The organism is Streptomyces sp. NPDC092370 (assembly GCF_044755265.1).
In the GTDB taxonomy this organism is placed as follows: domain Bacteria; phylum Actinomycetota; class Actinomycetes; order Streptomycetales; family Streptomycetaceae; genus Streptomyces.
The window spans coordinates 372,173-387,992 of sequence record NZ_JBIVQO010000004.1; the positions used below are offsets into that span (position 1 = coordinate 372,173).

General features: G+C 70.7%; 14 protein-coding genes. 10 read left to right on the top strand and 4 right to left on the bottom strand.

The features are described from left to right. Positions 1 to 168: 168 nt before the first annotated feature. The 3 genes from xseA (at position 169) to ACIQHQ_RS15785 (ending at position 2,344) form a co-directional block, all read left to right on the top strand. Positions 169 to 1,377 carry an exodeoxyribonuclease VII large subunit gene (gene xseA, locus ACIQHQ_RS15775; RefSeq protein WP_402612458.1) on the top strand — a complete coding sequence of 403 codons (1,209 nt, stop codon included), beginning with the start codon at positions 169 to 171 and terminating at the stop codon, positions 1,375 to 1,377. A 9-nt stretch (positions 1,378 to 1,386) separates the two neighbouring features. Then, on the top strand, positions 1,387 to 1,632 hold the full coding sequence (locus ACIQHQ_RS15780) for an exodeoxyribonuclease VII small subunit (protein ID WP_402612459.1): 246 nt from the start codon (positions 1,387 to 1,389) through the stop codon (positions 1,630 to 1,632). Positions 1,633 to 1,753: 121 nt separating this feature from the next. After that, positions 1,754 to 2,344, top strand: a complete 591-nt coding sequence (locus tag ACIQHQ_RS15785; protein WP_390988212.1) for a malonic semialdehyde reductase — start codon at positions 1,754 to 1,756, stop codon at positions 2,342 to 2,344. Between the two features lie 64 nt (positions 2,345 to 2,408). On the opposite strand, the gene ACIQHQ_RS15790 is transcribed toward ACIQHQ_RS15785, so the two are convergent. Beyond that, positions 2,409 to 2,933, bottom strand: a complete 525-nt coding sequence (locus tag ACIQHQ_RS15790) for a DUF4245 domain-containing protein (protein ID WP_402612460.1) — start codon at positions 2,931 to 2,933, stop codon at positions 2,409 to 2,411. A 128-nt stretch (positions 2,934 to 3,061) separates the two neighbouring features. On the opposite strand from ACIQHQ_RS15790, the gene glpX reads away from it, so the two are divergent. Continuing rightward, on the top strand, positions 3,062 to 4,096 hold the full coding sequence (gene glpX, locus ACIQHQ_RS15795; protein ID WP_365094512.1) for a class II fructose-bisphosphatase: 1,035 nt from the start codon (positions 3,062 to 3,064) through the stop codon (positions 4,094 to 4,096). A gap of 100 nt (positions 4,097 to 4,196) precedes the next feature. Here glpX and ACIQHQ_RS15800 read toward each other — a convergent pair whose 3' ends face one another. Both ACIQHQ_RS15800 and ACIQHQ_RS15805 read right to left on the bottom strand, forming a co-directional pair. Further along, entirely contained in the window at positions 4,197 to 4,574 is a 378-nt protein-coding gene (locus tag ACIQHQ_RS15800) for a WhiB family transcriptional regulator (protein ID WP_402612461.1), read from the bottom strand. Between the two features lie 114 nt (positions 4,575 to 4,688). After that, positions 4,689 to 5,390, bottom strand: coding sequence for a DUF1707 domain-containing protein (locus ACIQHQ_RS15805; protein WP_402612463.1), 702 nt, complete (start codon positions 5,388 to 5,390; stop codon positions 4,689 to 4,691). A 167-nt stretch (positions 5,391 to 5,557) separates the two neighbouring features. Between ACIQHQ_RS15805 and ACIQHQ_RS15810 the strand changes: the two genes are divergently transcribed. From ACIQHQ_RS15810 to ACIQHQ_RS15825, 4 genes are all read left to right on the top strand, one after another. After that, positions 5,558 to 7,225, top strand: a complete 1,668-nt coding sequence (locus tag ACIQHQ_RS15810) for a fumarate hydratase (RefSeq protein ID WP_402612464.1) — start codon at positions 5,558 to 5,560, stop codon at positions 7,223 to 7,225. 77 nt (positions 7,226 to 7,302) lie between these two features. Further along, positions 7,303 to 8,706, top strand: coding sequence for a class II fumarate hydratase (locus ACIQHQ_RS15815; protein WP_402612465.1), 1,404 nt, complete (start codon positions 7,303 to 7,305; stop codon positions 8,704 to 8,706). An 83-nt stretch (positions 8,707 to 8,789) separates the two neighbouring features. Then, positions 8,790 to 9,482: a DUF402 domain-containing protein gene (locus tag ACIQHQ_RS15820; RefSeq protein WP_402612466.1), complete on the top strand. Its 693-nt coding sequence runs from the start codon at positions 8,790 to 8,792 to the stop codon at positions 9,480 to 9,482. Positions 9,483 to 9,774: 292 nt separating this feature from the next. Continuing rightward, positions 9,775 to 11,919, top strand: a complete 2,145-nt coding sequence (locus tag ACIQHQ_RS15825) for a SpoIIE family protein phosphatase (RefSeq protein WP_402612467.1) — start codon at positions 9,775 to 9,777, stop codon at positions 11,917 to 11,919. Between the two features lie 77 nt (positions 11,920 to 11,996). Here ACIQHQ_RS15825 and ACIQHQ_RS15830 read toward each other — a convergent pair whose 3' ends face one another. Further along, entirely contained in the window at positions 11,997 to 14,294 is a 2,298-nt protein-coding gene (locus ACIQHQ_RS15830) for a transglycosylase domain-containing protein (RefSeq protein WP_402612468.1), read from the bottom strand. A 261-nt stretch (positions 14,295 to 14,555) separates the two neighbouring features. On the opposite strand from ACIQHQ_RS15830, the gene ACIQHQ_RS15835 reads away from it, so the two are divergent. Together ACIQHQ_RS15835 and ACIQHQ_RS15840 are read left to right on the top strand one after the other, a co-directional pair. Continuing rightward, positions 14,556 to 15,491 carry an SPFH domain-containing protein gene (locus ACIQHQ_RS15835; RefSeq protein ID WP_402612469.1) on the top strand — a complete coding sequence of 312 codons (936 nt, stop codon included), beginning with the start codon at positions 14,556 to 14,558 and terminating at the stop codon, positions 15,489 to 15,491. Next, the gene (locus ACIQHQ_RS15840; protein ID WP_402612470.1) at positions 15,488 to 15,757 is read left to right on the top strand and encodes a hypothetical protein; all 270 of its coding nucleotides are present in this window, start codon (positions 15,488 to 15,490) and stop codon (positions 15,755 to 15,757) included. Before ACIQHQ_RS15835 ends, ACIQHQ_RS15840 begins: the two co-directional genes overlap by 4 nt. Positions 15,758 to 15,820 lie beyond the last annotated feature (63 nt).

Genomic DNA, 15,820 nt, shown 5'->3' on the forward strand with positions numbered 1-15,820 from the left:
CCGGCGGGTCGAAGATCGCCTGCCCGTGGAGTCCCCGGGAAGGCTGACGCGGCGCGAGGCGAGTGAAGCGGAGCGGAGGGCGAGGCGCGATGTCCGAGACCGGACCGGCGGCCTCTGCGGCCACCGGGGTGGGCCGTGTTGTCGGCGGTGGCCACTACGCTCGCGGGCATGGCTGTGAACACGACCCCGGAAGCCCCGTTGCCCGTCGGTGAGGTGTCGCGGCTCATCGGGGGCTGGATCGATCGGCTCGGGGCGGTGTGGGTCGAGGGGCAGATCACGCAGTTGTCGCGGCGGCCGGGCGCCGGCGTGGTGTTCCTGACGCTGCGGGACCCGTCGTACGACATCTCCGTGAGCGTCACCTGCTACCGGCAGGTCTTCGACGCCGTCGCGGACGTGGTGAGCGAGGGTGCCCGGGTCGTCGTCCTGGCGAAGCCCGAGTGGTACGCCCCCCGGGGGCAGTTGTCCTTGCGGGCCGCCGAGATACGGCCCGTCGGGGTCGGTGAACTGCTCGCGCGTCTGGAGCAGCTGAAGAAGGCCCTCACGCGGGAGGGGCTGTTCGCGCCGGAGCGCAAGAAGCCGCTGCCGTTCCTGCCGCAACTGGTGGGGTTGGTCTGCGGCCGGGCCTCGGCCGCCGAGCGGGACGTCCTGGAGAACGCCCGGCACCGCTGGCCCGCCGTGCGCTTCGAGGTGCGCAATGTCGCCGTGCAGGGCGTGCACGCCGTGCCGCAGGTCGTGCAGGCCGTGAAGGAGCTCGACGCGATCGACGACGTGGACGTGATCATCGTCGCCCGGGGCGGCGGCAGCGTGGAGGACCTGCTGCCGTTCTCCGACGAGCAGCTGATCCGCACGGTCGCGCAGTGCCGTACGCCCGTGGTGTCCGCCATCGGGCACGAGCCGGACAACCCGCTGCTGGACCACGTCGCCGACCTGCGCGCCTCCACTCCGACCGACGCCGCCAAGAAGGTCGTGCCGGACGTCGGCGAGGAGTACGAGCGGGTGCGGCAGCTGCGGGACCGGGCGCGGCGGTGTGTGGCGGCGCTGGTGGAGCGTGAGGAGCGGGGGCTGGCGCACGCGCTCGCGCGGCCGTCGATAGAGGATCCGCACCGGATGATCGACGAGCGCGCCGACCAGGTGGCGAACCTGCTCGACCGGGGCCGGCGCTGCCTGCGGCACCAGCTCGACCGGGCCGACTCGGAGCTGACCCACACGCACGCGCGCGTGGTGGCCCTCTCCCCCGCCGCGACCCTCAAGCGCGGGTACGCCGTACTGCAGAGGGCGGACGGGCACGCCGTCCGCGATCCCGGCGAGGTGACGGCCGGCGAGGCCCTGCGGGCACGGGTCTCCGAGGGCGAGTTCTCCGTACGAGTGGACACATAGGGTGGGTGGATGACCAGCGAGGTTGATGTGACACCGGGCATGAGCGAGGCGCTCGGCTATGAACAGGCGCGGGACGAGCTGATCGAGGTCGTCCGGCGCCTGGAGGCGGGCGGCACGACATTGGAGGAGTCCCTCGCGCTCTGGGAGCGCGGCGAGGAGCTGGCCAAGGTGTGCCGGCGCTGGCTCGACGGGGCCCGGGCGCGGCTGGACGCGGCGCTGGCGGAGGAGGCCGCGGAGGGCGAGGACGCGGAGTAGCCGGGACCGTTCGGGTTCGGGTGACGTACGACACCCTCACGTTAGTTGAACGTTGAACTTCATTCGCGTACGGTCGAAGATGTCAGCCGATCTCCCGGACCAGACGCGAGAAGGTGCATCGATGTCCCTCGTTCTTGACCCCGCCGCCCAGGACCTCCTGTTCCGTGAGGCCCGCACCGCCAACACCTTCACCGACGAGCCGGTGACCGACGAGCAGGTGCAGGCGATCTACGACCTGGTCAAGTACGGTCCGACCGCCTTCAACCAGACCCCGCTGCGCATCACCCTGGTCCGCTCGCCGGAGGCCCGCGAGCGCCTGGTCGCGCACATGGCCGAAGGCAACCGGGCCAAGACGGCGAGCGCCCCGCTGGTGGCGATCCTCTCCGCGGACAACGAGTTCCACGAGGAGCTGCCGCACCTGTTCCCGGCCTTCCCGCAGGCCAAGGACGCCTTCTTCGCCGAGCGCCCCGCGCGGGAGAGCGCCGCGGCGATGAACGCCGCCCTGCAGGCGGCGTACTTCATCGTCGGCGTACGCGCCGCCGGTCTCGCCGCCGGCCCCATGACCGGTTTCGACTTCGAGGGTGTCCGCAAGGAGTTCCTGGACGACGACCACACGCCGCTGATGGTCGTCAACATCGGCCGCCCCGGTCCGGACGCCTGGTACCCGCGCTCCCCGCGCCTGGAGTTCGACCAGGTCGTCACGACGGTCTGAGCGCCCCCTCGGACATGAGGAAGGCCCCCTGGAATTCGCGCCAGGGGGCCTTCCTCGTGCGCGCTCACTTCGTCTCCAGCGCCTCCGCCATCTTCGTCAGCTGCGCGAACGACGCGGTGCCCGTCACGACCGTGGTCGAGCCCTTGGTGCCCTCGAGGACCAGCGCATCGTACCGGCCGCCCTCGTAGCGGGTCCACGTCTTGCCGTCGATCTTCTCCGTCTTCCCGGTCTCCCGCGCACCCTGCGTCGCCTCGTCGAGGAAGACCGGGCGCCGCTGAGTGGACTGCTCGACCGCCACGTACTCCCCCTCGGGATCGTGGAAACCGAGGTGCCAGGCGTCGAACTCGTCCCCCCGGAAACGGACGGAGGTGGCCTTCCACGCGTCGGGCAGGCCCTGGGGCGCGGCCACGGGGTACGAGGCGGCGCGGCGCGCCGTGAGCAGCTCGACGCGGTAGTCGACGGCCTTGACGTCGGGCGCGCTGTCGTCGTGCGGGATGAAGAGGTACATGAAGCCCGCCACCAGGACGATGACTCCCATGGAGAGAATCATGTCCCGCGCCGTCTTCTGCTTGCCGTTCTTGCCTGCCACGCCCCCCATCGTCGCAGGTCCCTGCCGCGCTCATCCGTGGGGGCCCCTGCTCATTTTGCGGGCTCGGCGATAGAGTCGGGCGAACAACACCCTCATCCGGCCGTCGTCGTACAGAAAGGTGCGCTCCGATGACCGAGCATCATCACTTGCCGTCCGAACTCGATGTGCCCTCCGAGGCCCCCGACCGCAACCTCGCCCTGGAACTCGTCCGGGTCACCGAGGCCGCGGCGATGGCCGCGGGCCGTTGGGTCGGGCGGGGAGACAAGAACGGCGCCGACGGTGCCGCGGTGCGCGCCATGCGCACCCTCGTTTCCACCGTCTCGATGAACGGCGTCGTCGTCATCGGCGAGGGCGAGAAGGACGAAGCCCCGATGCTGTTCAACGGGGAGCGCGTGGGCGACGGCACCGGGCCCGAGTGCGACATCGCCGTCGACCCGATCGACGGCACCACGCTGACCGCGAAGGGCATGACGAACGCGATCGCGGTGCTGGCCGCCGCCGAGCGCGGGTCCATGTTCGACCCGTCCGCCGTGTTCTACATGGACAAGCTGGTCACCGGACCGGAGGCGGCCGACTTCGTCGACATCAACGCGCCGGTGTCGGTGAACATCCGCCGGGTCGCCAAGGCGAAGCGGTCCGCGCCGGAGGACGTGACGGTGGTGATCCTCGACCGGCCACGGCACGAGGGCATCATCAAGGAGATCCGGGAAACCGGGGCGCGCATCAGGCTGATCTCCGACGGCGATGTGGCCGGCTCGATCCTGGCGCTGCGCGAGGGCACCGGCGTCGATCTGCTGCTCGGCATCGGCGGTACGCCGGAGGGCATCATCTCGGCCTGCGCGGTGAAGTGCCTGGGTGGCACGATCCAGGGCAAGCTGTGGCCCAAGGACGACGAGGAGCGGCAGCGGGCGATCGACGCGGGGCATGACCTCGACCGGGTGCTCACGACCGAGGACCTCGTCACCGGGGAGAACGTGTTCTTCGTGGCCACCGGGATCACCGACGGGGAGCTGCTGCGGGGGGTTCGCTACCGGGCCGAGACCGCCACGACCGACTCGATCGTGATGCGGTCGCGGTCGGGCACGGTGCGCCGGATCGACTCCGAGCACCGGCTGAGCAAGCTGCGTGCCTACAGCGCGATCGACTTCGACAAGGGGAAGTAGCCCCGAGACGGAGCGGACCCGCACAGCGAAAAGGGCGTCCCCGGTGCGGTGGGGACGCCCCTTTCGCTGTGCCGTTCTCGTACGCCCTTGTGCTCGGCCGTCAGCCTGCCGCCGCTATCCGGTTCTCCGGACGGACCGCCTTCTTCAGTTCCAGCTCCCGCCGGCGGCGCCGGGCGAGGACCACCCGGCGCTCCGCGGCGGTGAGCCCGCCCCAGACGCCGTAGGGCTCGGGCTGGAGCAGGGCGTGCTCGCGGCATTCGACCATCACCGGGCATCGGGCACAGACCCGCTTCGCCGCTTCCTCCCGGGAGAGCCTCGCGGCGGTGGGCTCCTTGGAGGGGGCGAAGAACAGGCCGGCCTCGTCACGCCGGCACACCGCCTCGGTGTGCCACGGGGCGTCTTGGTCCCTGTCTCGCGCTGGCACCCGCGGGGCCGGAACGGCAGCGACCTGCAGGGACGAATGCGGCGGTTGCAGCACGGTCTACTCCTGACGACGGCTTCGCGAGCGAGAGACGATGCAGCAAGGCCTACCCGCTGTACGCGCGCCTATGCACTGAGTTCCCAACCGCCGGTTCCGGAGGCTTCGCGACTGTCAATGACCCAGGTGTTTGCGCAAACTCTTGTCGACCTTGCGCTGCACCCGGTCCAGGATGTCCGCGACGACCTTGCCCCGCCGGGGCCGCGCCTCGACGCTGCCCAGGACGGCCCAGCCGTCGACGTAGACGATGGGGGCCTCCGGTTCGCCCGAGTCGAGAGTGGCCACCTCGAAGCTGCCGAGGACGCCGCCGCCCATGCCGCGCAGCGACACGTTCTCCGGGACGCGGATCTCGACGCTGCCGAAGACCGCGAACGACTTGACGACGACCTGCTGGTGGTCGAAGAGGGCCTCGCTGAGGTCTATCTCGACACTGCCGAAGATCGCGTACGCGTGGATGCGGCGGCCCGCGCGCCAGCGGCCCTTGCGGACGGCGCTGCTGAAGACCGCGACCACGTTGTCGTCGGGGTCGATCGGGATCGCCCCGGCCGTGGGGCGCCGGGGTGCCGGGGTGTGGGACGGGCCGGGGGCCCGGCGGTGCGCAGCGGGCAGGTCCCGGATGAAGACCTCCAGCTCGCCGACCGTCTTGGCGCACAGCACCCCCTCGACGCGCTCGGCGTGCTCCTCCGCGGTGAGGCGGCCCTCGGCCAGGGCCTCGTGCAGGATGTCGGCGATGCGGTCGCGCTCGGCGTCGGAGGCGCGGAGCTCGGAGCCGGCGGGCGCGGCCTGTGCGTGAAGGTCCTGCTTCTGAAGGTCCACGGCAGCAGCGTACCGAAACACGATAGATCGCGACACCCCTGGGATCGCGCCCGAGTGTGACGAACTGAGCCTTACCTCACAAGCTCGCCGTCGGCGGCAGGTTCTACGCTGGTGGGCGCTCGCCAACGGAGGCGGGCCGCCGTCCGTCGAGTGAGGAATGGGCTGAGATGCCTGAGTTCGCGTACACCGATCTGCTCCCCCAGGGAGAGGACACCACCCCTTACCGGCTGGTTACCTCCGAGGGTGTCTCCACGGTCGAGGGGCCGGACGGGCGGACCTTCCTGCAGGTGGAGCCGGAGGCGCTGCGCAAGCTCGCCGAGGAGGCCATCCACGACATCCAGCACTACCTGCGCCCGGCCCACCTCGCGCAGCTGCGCCGGATCATCGACGACCCCGAGGCGTCGGGCAACGACAAGTTCGTGGCGCTGGACCTGCTGAAGAACGCCAACATCGCGGCGGCCGGCGTGCTGCCCATGTGCCAGGACACGGGCACCGCGATCGTGATGGGCAAGCGCGGGCAGAACGTGCTGACGCGGGGCCGCGACGAGGAGGCCCTCAGCCACGGCATCTACGACGCGTACAAGAACCTGAACCTGCGCTACTCGCAGATGGCTCCGCTCACCATGTGGGAGGAGAAGAACACCGGCTCCAACCTCCCCGCTCAGATCGAGCTGTACGCGACCGACGGCGGCGCCTACAAGTTCCTGTTCATGGCCAAGGGCGGCGGCTCGGCCAACAAGTCGTTCCTCTACCAGGAGACGAAGGCCGTCCTGAACGAGTCCTCCATGATGAAGTTCCTGGAGGAGAAGATCCGCTCGCTGGGCACCGCGGCCTGCCCGCCCTACCACCTGGCGATCGTGGTCGGCGGCACGTCCGCCGAGTACGCGCTGAAGACCGCCAAGTACGCCTCCGCGCATTACCTGGACGAGATCCCGGCCGAGGGCTCCGAGCTCGGGCACGGCTTCCGGGACAAGGAGCTGGAGCAGAAGGTCTTCGAGCTGACGCAGAAGATCGGCATCGGCGCGCAGTTCGGCGGCAAGTACTTCTGCCACGACGTGCGCGTGGTGCGCCTGCCCCGGCACGGCGCCTCCTGCCCGGTCGCCATCGCCGTGTCCTGCTCCGCCGACCGCCAGGCCGTCGCGAAGATCACCGCCGAGGGCGTCTTCCTGGAGCAGCTGGAGACGGACCCGGCGCGCTTCCTTCCGGAGACGACGGACGAGCACCTCGACGAGAGCGACGTCGTCAGGATCGACCTGAACCAGCCGATGGACACGATCCTCGCCGAGCTCACCAAGTACCCGGTGAAGACCCGCCTGTCCCTGACCGGCCCGCTGGTCGTGGCCCGCGACATCGCGCACGCCAAGATCAAGGAGCGGCTGGACGCGGGCGAGGAGATGCCGCAGTACCTGAAGGACCACCCGGTGTACTACGCCGGTCCGGCCAAGACGCCCGAGGGCTACGCGTCGGGTTCCTTCGGCCCGACCACGGCCGGCCGGATGGACTCCTACGTCGAGCAGTTCCAGGCGGCGGGCGGTTCCAAGGTGATGCTGGCCAAGGGCAACCGCAGCAAGCAGGTCACGGCCGCCTGCGACGCCCACGGCGGCTTCTACCTCGGCTCCATCGGCGGCCCGGCCGCACGCCTCGCCCAGGACTGCATCAAGAAGGTCGAGGTCGTCGAGTACGAGGAGCTCGGCATGGAGGCCGTCTGGAAGATCGAGGTCGAGGACTTCCCCGCCTTCATCGTCGTCGACGACAAGGGCAACGACTTCTTCCAGGACCCGGCGCCGGCGCCGACGTTCACCTCCATTCCGGTACGCGGTCCCGGACTCGCCTGAGAAGGGCGGTGACGATTCGCCTCCACGGGGAACAGTGGTCGCGGCGCTGACGCTGTGACACGTGGAGGTGATCGTCGATGACCGACGAGCAGGACAGGACCGAGTACCGCACCGAGCACGACTCCATGGGCGAGGTGCGGGTGCCCGTCCACGCCAAGTGGCGTGCCCAGACCCAGCGCGCCGTGGAGAACTTCCCGGTCTCCGGGCAGCGCATCGAACGGGCGCACATCGAGGCGCTGGCCCGGATCAAGGGCGCGGCGGCCAAGGTCAACGCCGGGCTGGGGGTCCTCGACCAGGACATCGCCGGGGCGATCCAGGAGGCGGCCCGGGAGGTCGCCGAGGGCGAGTGGGACGAGCACTTCCCGGTCGACGTGTTCCAGACCGGGTCCGGGACCTCGTCCAACATGAACACCAACGAGGTCATCGCCACGCTCGCCAGTGAGCGGCTCGGGCGGCCCGTGCACCCGAACGACCACGTCAACGCCTCCCAGTCGTCCAACGACGTCTTCCCCTCCTCGATCCACATCGCCGCCACCGCCGCCGTGACGCGCGACCTCGTGCCGGCCCTGGAGCACCTCGCCGCCTCCCTGGAGCGCAAGGCCGAGGAGTTCGCGGACGTCGTGAAGTCCGGGCGGACCCACCTGATGGACGCCACGCCGGTGACGCTGGGTCAGGAGTTCGGCGGGTACGCCGCCCAGGTGCGGTACGGCATCGAGCGTCTGGAGGCCTCCCTGCCCCGGCTCGCGGAACTGCCCCTCGGCGGTACGGCCGTCGGCACCGGCATCAACACCCCGCCGGGGTTCTCCGCCGCCGTGATCCAGGAGGTCGCCCGTACGACCGGGCTGCCCCTCACAGAGGCCCGGAACCACTTCGAGGCGCAGGGCGCCCGGGACGGCATCGTCGAGACCAGCGGACAGCTGCGGACCATCGCGGTCGGCCTGACGAAGATCGCCAACGATCTGCGGTGGATGTCCTCCGGGCCGCGCACCGGCCTCGCCGAGATCGCCCTGCCCGACCTCCAGCCCGGCTCCTCGATCATGCCGGGCAAGGTGAACCCGGTCATCCCGGAGGCCGTGCTCATGGTCGCCGCGCAGGTCGTCGGCAACGACGCCACCGTCGCCACAGCGGGTGCCGCCGGGAACTTCGAGCTCAACGTGATGCTGCCCGTCATCGCCAAGAACGTGCTGGAGTCGATCCGGCTGCTCGCCAACGCGACGCGGCTGCTCGCCGACCGGACGGTGGACGGCATCACCGCCGACCGCGAGCGGGCGCGGGAGTACGCCGAGTCCTCCCCCTCCGTCGTCACGCCGCTCAACAAGTACATCGGCTACGAGGAGGCCGCGAAGGTCGCCAAGAAGGCGCTGGCCGAACGGAGGACGATCCGTCAGGTCGTCCTGGAGGGCGGGTACGTGGAGCGCGGGGACCTGACCGCGGAGCAGCTCGACGAGGCGCTGGATGTCCTGCGGATGACGCATCCGTGACAGGGGGACCCAGGCGTGTGCCCGGCGGGTGAACCGTGACACGCGCCGCAGCGTCGTATGCCTACGGCACCTAATATCTGTTCATGGCAGAGGGTGAAGCGATGAGACGCGTGGAGACGGGTGGTGCGGCGGGCTTCTGGGCGCCCGGGAGCCGGGTCCTGTGGCGGTACCGGGAGAACGGCGGCACGCAGGTGCACATCGCGCGTCCCGTCACCGTCGTCCGGGACGACGCCGACCTGCTCGCCGTGTGGCTGGCGCCCGGCACCGAGTGCGTGAAGCCCGTGCTCGCCGACGGCACACCCGTGCACCTGGAGCCGCTGGAGTCGCGTTACACCAAGCCGCGGACCGTGCAGCGCGACCGATGGTTCGGCACGGGCGTGCTGAAGCTGGCCCGGCCCGGCGAGCCCTGGTCGGTGTGGCTGTTCTGGGAGCCCGGCTGGCAGTTCAAGAACTGGTACGTGAACCTGGAGGAACCGCTGGCCCGTTGGACGGGCGGGGTCGACTCCGTCGATCACTTCCTGGACATCTCCGTGCACCCCGATCGCAGCTGGCACTGGCGGGACGAGGACGAGTTCGCCCAGGCCCGCCGGGACGGGCTGATGGACGACCGGCAGGCCGAGAAGGTACGGGCCGCGGGGCGGGAGGCGGTGCGGGTGATCCGTGCCTGGGGACCGCCGTTCTCGGAAGGCTGGCAGCACTGGCGCCCGGATCCGTCCTGGGCGGTACCGTCACTGCCGGAGGACTGGGATCGTACGCCTGCGCATGTGTCCTCATGAGACCCTTGATGCGCCCCCGGGCAAGAAACGTAGGATCGTCCTCCGCAAAGACGCGCGGCGGCAACCACCTGAGCACGCGCTGGGCTTGACCGATCGTCACCGAGGGGCGGCAGGACGTGAGCGAGGGGTACGAGGGCAACACCGGCAGGGCCTGCGCCGCAGGCCGCAGACGGCCTTCCGGTGGCACAGGAACAACCTCTGACCACGCGGGAATTCCGTTCCTGGGGCACGTATTCCGGGTATCGGAGTTTCGGCGGGACCAACTGCGCGCGCGGCGCGCAGCCCCGGACGGATGGATTCGACACGCGTGACGGAGCAGCCGACCTCGTTCGAACGCCCCCAGGGGGGCGCCGACCCCGCGGATCCCCGCGGGGCGTTCGTGCATACCCCGACACCGGCGCGAGCGCCGGGCGCGGGCACCTTACCGGTACAGGGCCGCCCCGGCGGCGACGTCACCGTTCCGGTCACGACGGCACACAGCACACCGGGCACGTCGGAGCCGGGCACCTCCACGCCGTTCGGCAAGGGCAAGGACACCGTGAGCGACCCCGCATCCGAGCACTCCCAGCCGGGTGCCGAGCAGACCACCGAGCGCGAGACCCCTCGGCCGCGCCCCGTCCCCGAGGCCATTCCGCTCCAGCCGGCCGACGAGCAGGACCTGCCGGGGGCGAACGCCGACGGGCAGGAGCGCCGCAGCGGCCAGAGCCTGCCGCCCGGCCGGCCCACGCCCATGCGGCGGGACGGCGACCGGCTCCGGTTCGTGGGGGCCGCCACCCGGCGGATCGCCCGCGGCATCGACCTCGACGAGATCGTGATGGGGCTGTGCCGGGCCACCGTGCCGACCTTCTCCGACGCGATCCTGGTCTATCTGCGCGACCCGCTGCCCGTCGGGGACGAGCGGCCCACCGGCCCACTGCTGCTGCGGCTGCGCCGCACCGACCGGATACCGGCGGAGCGCGACACCGAGAACGGCTTCCTGCCGGCCGCGCAGCCCGAGCCGAACGAGCTGGACACGGTCGGCGCCGAGCTGTGCGAGGTGCGGCCCGGCAGTGCGCTCGCCGAGGTCCTGCGGGGTGTGCGCCCGGTGTTCACCGACGCCCCCGCGGCCCGCGCCGCACTGCCTGAACTGCTCGGCGACGGCGGCGAGTTCGCCGTTCCGGGCGGACAACGGGCGATCCTCGCCCCGCTGCGGGGCCGGCGCCGGGTGATCGGCGCCGCCCTGTTCCTGCGCCGTCCCGAGCGCATCGCGTTCGAGCCGGACGACCTGCTGGTGGCCGCCCAGCTCGCCACGCACAGCGCCCTCGGCATCGACAAGGCCGTGCTGTACGGCCGCGAGGCCTACATCGCGGACGAGTTGCAGCGCACCATGCTGCCCGAGACGCTGCCCCGCCCGACGGGTGTGCGGCTGGCCTCCCGCTACCTGCCGGCCGCGGAGACGGCCCGGGTCGGCGGCGACTGGTACGACGCGATCCCGCTGCCCGGCAGCCGGGTCGCGCTGGTCGTCGGTGACGTCATGGGCCACTCCATGACCTCGGCCGCCATCATGGGCCAGCTGCGCACCACGGCCCAGACCCTCGCCGGCCTGGACCTGCCGCCGCAGGAGGTCCTGCACCACCTCGACGAACAGGCCCAGCGTCTCGGCGTGGACCGCATGGCGACCTGCCTCTACGCGGTCTACGACCCGGTATCGCACCGCATCACCATCGCCAACGCCGGCCATCCGCCGCCCGTCCTGCTCCACCTGGGCGGCCGCGCCGAGGTCCTGCGCGTGCCCGCCGGTGCCCCGATCGGGGTCGGCGGCGTGGACTTCGAGGCCGTGGAGCTGGACGCGCCCGCCGGCGCGACCCTGCTCCTCTACACCGACGGGCTGGTCGAGTCCCGGCTGCGCGATGTGTGGACCGGCATCGAGCAGCTGCGGGAGAAGCTCGCCGCGGTCGCGCAGCTCACCGGGCCGGACCATCCGCCGCCCCTGGAAGCGCTGTGCGACGAGGTGCTCGACATGCTCGGCCCCGGCGACCGGGACGACGACATCGCGCTGCTCGCCGCCCGCTTCGACGGGATCGCGCCCAGCGACGTGGCGTACTGGTTCCTGGAGCCGGAGGACGCCGCCCCCGGCCGGGCCCGCCGCCTGGCCCGCCGCGCGTTGCAGCGCTGGGGCCTGGAGGAGCTCAGCGACTCCGTCGAGCTGCTCGTCAGCGAGGTCGTGACCAATGCCGTGCGCTACGCGTCCCGGCCGGTGACCCTGCGGCTGCTGCGCACGGACGTGCTGCGGTGCGAGGTCGGCGACGACGTGCCGCAGCTGCCGCGGCTGCGCCAGGCTCGCGCCACCGACGAGGGCGGGCGCGGGCTGTACCTGGTGAACCGGCTGGCCCGGCGCTGGGGCGCGACCCGGCTCAGTACCGGCAAGGTGGTGTGGTTCGAGCTCAACCACGGCTGACGGAGCCGTGGGGAGCGGAGCCGTACGAACAAGGCGAAGGGGCGCCCGGTGTGCACCGGGCGCCCCTTCGGCTTCTCCTACTCGTCGTCGCCCGGCTTGATCGGGTCGAACGGGCCGCCTCCGCCCCCGTTGTCGCCCGGCGGTGTCGTGGACGGGGCCGTGGGCGGGGTGATGGTGGGCGGTGTCGTCGACGGGCTCGGCGGCGGGGACGACGACGGCTTCTCGGAGGTGGGCGGCGGGGACGACGACGGTTCCTCGGTCGTCGGCTCCTGCGTCGGCTCCTTGGTCGGCGTCGGCGACGGCGACGGCGTCCAGGTCGGCTGGACGGCCGCGCCCTGCTGGGTCTCCAGGTCGAACGTGCTGACGTCGCCCATCACACCGAAGGTGTACGCCGCCCAGATCTGCGCCGGGAACCCGCCGCCGTTGACCCGGGGTTCGCCGCCCGCCTTGTACATCGGGACCTGGGCGTGGGTCTTGGCGTCCTCGCCGAACAGTCCCACCGAGGTGACCAGGCCGGGCGTGTAGCCGGTGAACCAGGCCGACTTGTTGTTGTCGGACGTTCCCGTCTTGCCCGCGACCTGCTGGCCGTCGCGACGGGGGTTGTTGGCCACGGATGCCTGGGCGGTGCCGTCGTCGACCACGCCGGTCAGCACCGAGGTGACGGAGTCGGCGGCCTCGCGGCTGATGACCTGCTCGCCGATCGGCTCGGGCATGGTGACGTTTTGGTTCAGGTGCTCCGCCTTCTTCACGAGGGCGGGGGTGACCTTCTTGCCGTGGTTGTCGAGGGTCGCGTAGACCCCGGCCATCTGCAGAGGGCTCGCGCCCATGCTGCCCAGTGTCTGGGCGGGTACGGCCTCCATGTTCTCGGTGTCCATGCCGAGCTTGCCGGCGACCTTCACCACCTCGGACATGCCGACGTCGACGCCCATCTGCGCGAAGACGGAGTTGACGGACTTGTTCATGGCCGTCTGGACGGAGATCGGTCCGTAGTTCCGGTCGTCCTCGTTCTCGGGGGCGAAGCCGACTTTGCGGCCGTCCTCCACGACCGGGCGCTTGCTCGTGCCGTCGTAGATCGTGCTCGCGGTGATCGGCTTGCCGTCCTGCGTCTTCGCCTGCGTCTCCAGGGCCGCGGCCAGGATGACCGGCTTGAAGGTGGAGGCCGGCTGGTAGTCGGAGCGGGTGGCGTTGTTGGTGTAGTGCTTGAAGTAGTCCTCGCCGCCGTACATCGCGACCACCGCGCCGGTCTTGGGGTTCACGGACGCGGCGCCGGCCTGGACGTTCGCGTCGACCTTGCGCTTCTCGGGGTCGAGCTTGCCGGTCAGCTGCTGTTTGACGGACTTCTCCAGCGCCGCCTGCTTCTTCTTGTCGATGTTGAGCGTGACGGTCCAGCCGCCGGCCTTGACCAGCGCCTCGGCTTCCTTGGCGCTGTCGGCGGTGCCGTCGGCGACGAGCTGCCTCTCCAGCGCCGCGTTGGCCGAGTTGACCAGGTAGCCCTTCTGGCCCTCCATGCCGGGGGCGGGCTTGGGCTCCTTCGGCACCGGGAACTTCATGCCCGATCGCTCCGACCGGCTCAGCCAGCCCTCGTCGACCATGTTGTCCAGGACGTAGTTCCAGCGCGCCTTCACCAGCTTCTTGCCGCCCTCGGAGGCGACGGCCCAGTCGTACTGGCTGGGGGCCTGGAGCAGCGCGGCGAGGTAGGCGCCCTGGGCGACGGTGAGCTTCTCGGCGTCGGTGTGGTAGTAGGCCTGGGCGGCGGCCTGGATGCCGTAGGCGTTGCGGCCGTAGTAACTGGTGTTGATGTAGCCGGCGAGGATGTAGTCCTTGGACTTCTCCCGGTCCAGCTTCAGCGAGATGACCAGTTCCTTCAGCTTGCGGGAGACGGTCTGTTCCTGCGTCAGGTAGTAGTTCTTGACGTACTGCTGGGTGATCGTCGAACCGCCCTGCGCGCCCCGGCCGGCCAGCGTGTTGAACACGCCTCGGGCGGTGCCCTTGAGGTCGACGCCGGAGTCCTTGTAGAAGGTCTTGTTCTCGGCGGCCACGAAGGTGAGCCGCACGCCCTTGGGGACCCTGGACAGGTCGACGACCTCGCGGTTGACCTTGCCGTCGCGGGCCATGATCGAGCCGTCGCTGTACTTGTAGATGTTGCTCTGCCGTTTGGCGTCGGCGTTCCCCTCGGGGATGCCGATCACCATGTACAGCACGACGAAGGCGCCCATGCCGAGCAGGCACAGGCCGAAGAAGGTGCCGAGGATCTTCTTCCAGGTGAAGAGCCTGCGTATGCCGCTCTTCCCGGCCGCTTCCGACGAACGGCGGCGCTTGGGTGCCGCCCGGCGCCCACCGCGCTGTCGGGCGCGTCTTTCTTCCGCTCGTCCCATGGGTCCGATCCGCTCCGCTTCGTTCATGTGTGCTCACATGTCACACAGGTTCGCCGCTCAGGTCAGCTCAGAAAGCTAACACCGGGAGATAAGAGATAGGGCTGCCGATCCGGCCCTTTGCGGACGTGACAATCAGCACCCATCCCAACGGAACCGACGTACGAGACACGCGCAGGGTTGCCAGGGCGCGATAAAGTGATATCACTTAGCTAGACAGAAGCTATGCAGGAGTGGCTTCGACCGAAGAACGGGGGACCACCCATGTCCACACACGACACGCAGGTCACGGCCGACGTGCCCGAGATGCCGGCGCCACGGGTGCGGGAGTTCACCGCACACAGCATCGGCGGCGGGCTCGCCCTGCTGCTCGGCCTCCTCGGACTGCTGGCCGGCGCCGGGCTGATCGCGGGCGCCACCACGGTGGACGCGACCGGCGCGAAGGCCGGGCTGATCATCGGTGGCATCCTGATCGCGCTAGCGGCGTTCCTCGCCATGTGCGGGCTGAACATGGTGGCGCCGGGCGAGGCTCGGGTCGTCCAGCTGTTCGGCCGCTACCGGGGCACGATCCGGGAGGACGGCCTGCGCTGGGTGAACCCCTTCACCTCACGCACCAAGATCTCGACGCGCGTACGCAACCACGAGACGGCGGTCCTGAAGGTCAACGACGCCTACGGCAACCCGATCGAGCTCGCCGCGGTCGTGGTGTGGCGCGTCGAGGACACCGCCCAGGCCACCTTCGAGGTCGACGACTACATCGAGTTCGTCTCCACCCAGACCGAGGCGGCCGTGCGGCACATCGCCATCGAGTACCCCTACGACGCCCACGAGGAGGACGGCCTCTCGCTGCGCGGCAACGCCGAGGAGATCACCGAGAAGCTCGCCGTCGAACTGCACGCGCGCGTGGAGGCGGCCGGCGTGCAGATCATCGAGTCCCGCTTCACGCACCTCGCCTACGCCCCCGAGATCGCCTCGGCGATGCTCCAGCGGCAGCAGGCCGGAGCGGTGGTCGCGGCGCGGCGGCAGATCGTGGACGGCGCGGTGGGCATGGTGGAGGCCGCGATCGCCCGCATCACCGAGCGGGACATCGTGGAACTGGACTCCGAGCGGAAGGCGGCGATGGTCTCCAACCTCATGGTCGTGCTGTGCGGTGACCGTGCCGCGCAGCCGGTCCTCAACACCGGGTCCCTCTACCAGTGACGGTCCCTCCCGAGGGTCCGGGTTCTCAGCGCCGGCCGCAGCAGCAGCGCAAGCAGGTGCTGCTGCGGCTGGACCCGGCGGTGTACGAGGCGCTCGCGCGGTGGGCCGGGGACGAGCTGCGATCGGCCAACGCGCAGATCGAGTTCCTGCTGCGCAGGGCGCTGGCGGAGGCGGGTCGGCTGCCGCGGGAGACCGGGCCGCTGCCCCGGCGGGGACGGCCGCCCGGGCCTCCCGGCCCCCCGCCCTCCGGCCCCCCGCCGGCCTGAACGAACCGGCTCCGGGGCTGTTGCGGAACCGTGACAACCCGGCCCGACCTGCACAGCGGTACG

Excerpts from the sequence above, each read along its gene's own strand:
- ACIQHQ_RS15825 (WP_402612467.1), top strand. The coding sequence starts at position 9,775 with ATGGATTCGACACGCGTGACGGAGCAGCCGACCTCGTTCGAACGCCCC.
- ACIQHQ_RS15835 (WP_402612469.1), top strand. The coding sequence starts at position 14,556 with ATGTCCACACACGACACGCAGGTCACGGCCGACGTGCCCGAGATGCCG.
- ACIQHQ_RS15820 (WP_402612466.1), top strand. The coding sequence starts at position 8,790 with ATGGCAGAGGGTGAAGCGATGAGACGCGTGGAGACGGGTGGTGCGGCG.
- ACIQHQ_RS15815 (WP_402612465.1), top strand. The coding sequence starts at position 7,303 with ATGACCGACGAGCAGGACAGGACCGAGTACCGCACCGAGCACGACTCC.
- ACIQHQ_RS15780 (WP_402612459.1), top strand. The coding sequence starts at position 1,387 with ATGACCAGCGAGGTTGATGTGACACCGGGCATGAGCGAGGCGCTCGGC.
- glpX (WP_365094512.1), top strand. The coding sequence starts at position 3,062 with ATGACCGAGCATCATCACTTGCCGTCCGAACTCGATGTGCCCTCCGAG.
- ACIQHQ_RS15785 (WP_390988212.1), top strand. The coding sequence starts at position 1,754 with ATGTCCCTCGTTCTTGACCCCGCCGCCCAGGACCTCCTGTTCCGTGAG.
- ACIQHQ_RS15830 (WP_402612468.1), bottom strand. The coding sequence starts at position 14,294 with ATGGGACGAGCGGAAGAAAGACGCGCCCGACAGCGCGGTGGGCGCCGG.
- ACIQHQ_RS15810 (WP_402612464.1), top strand. The coding sequence starts at position 5,558 with ATGCCTGAGTTCGCGTACACCGATCTGCTCCCCCAGGGAGAGGACACC.
- xseA (WP_402612458.1), top strand. The coding sequence starts at position 169 with ATGGCTGTGAACACGACCCCGGAAGCCCCGTTGCCCGTCGGTGAGGTG.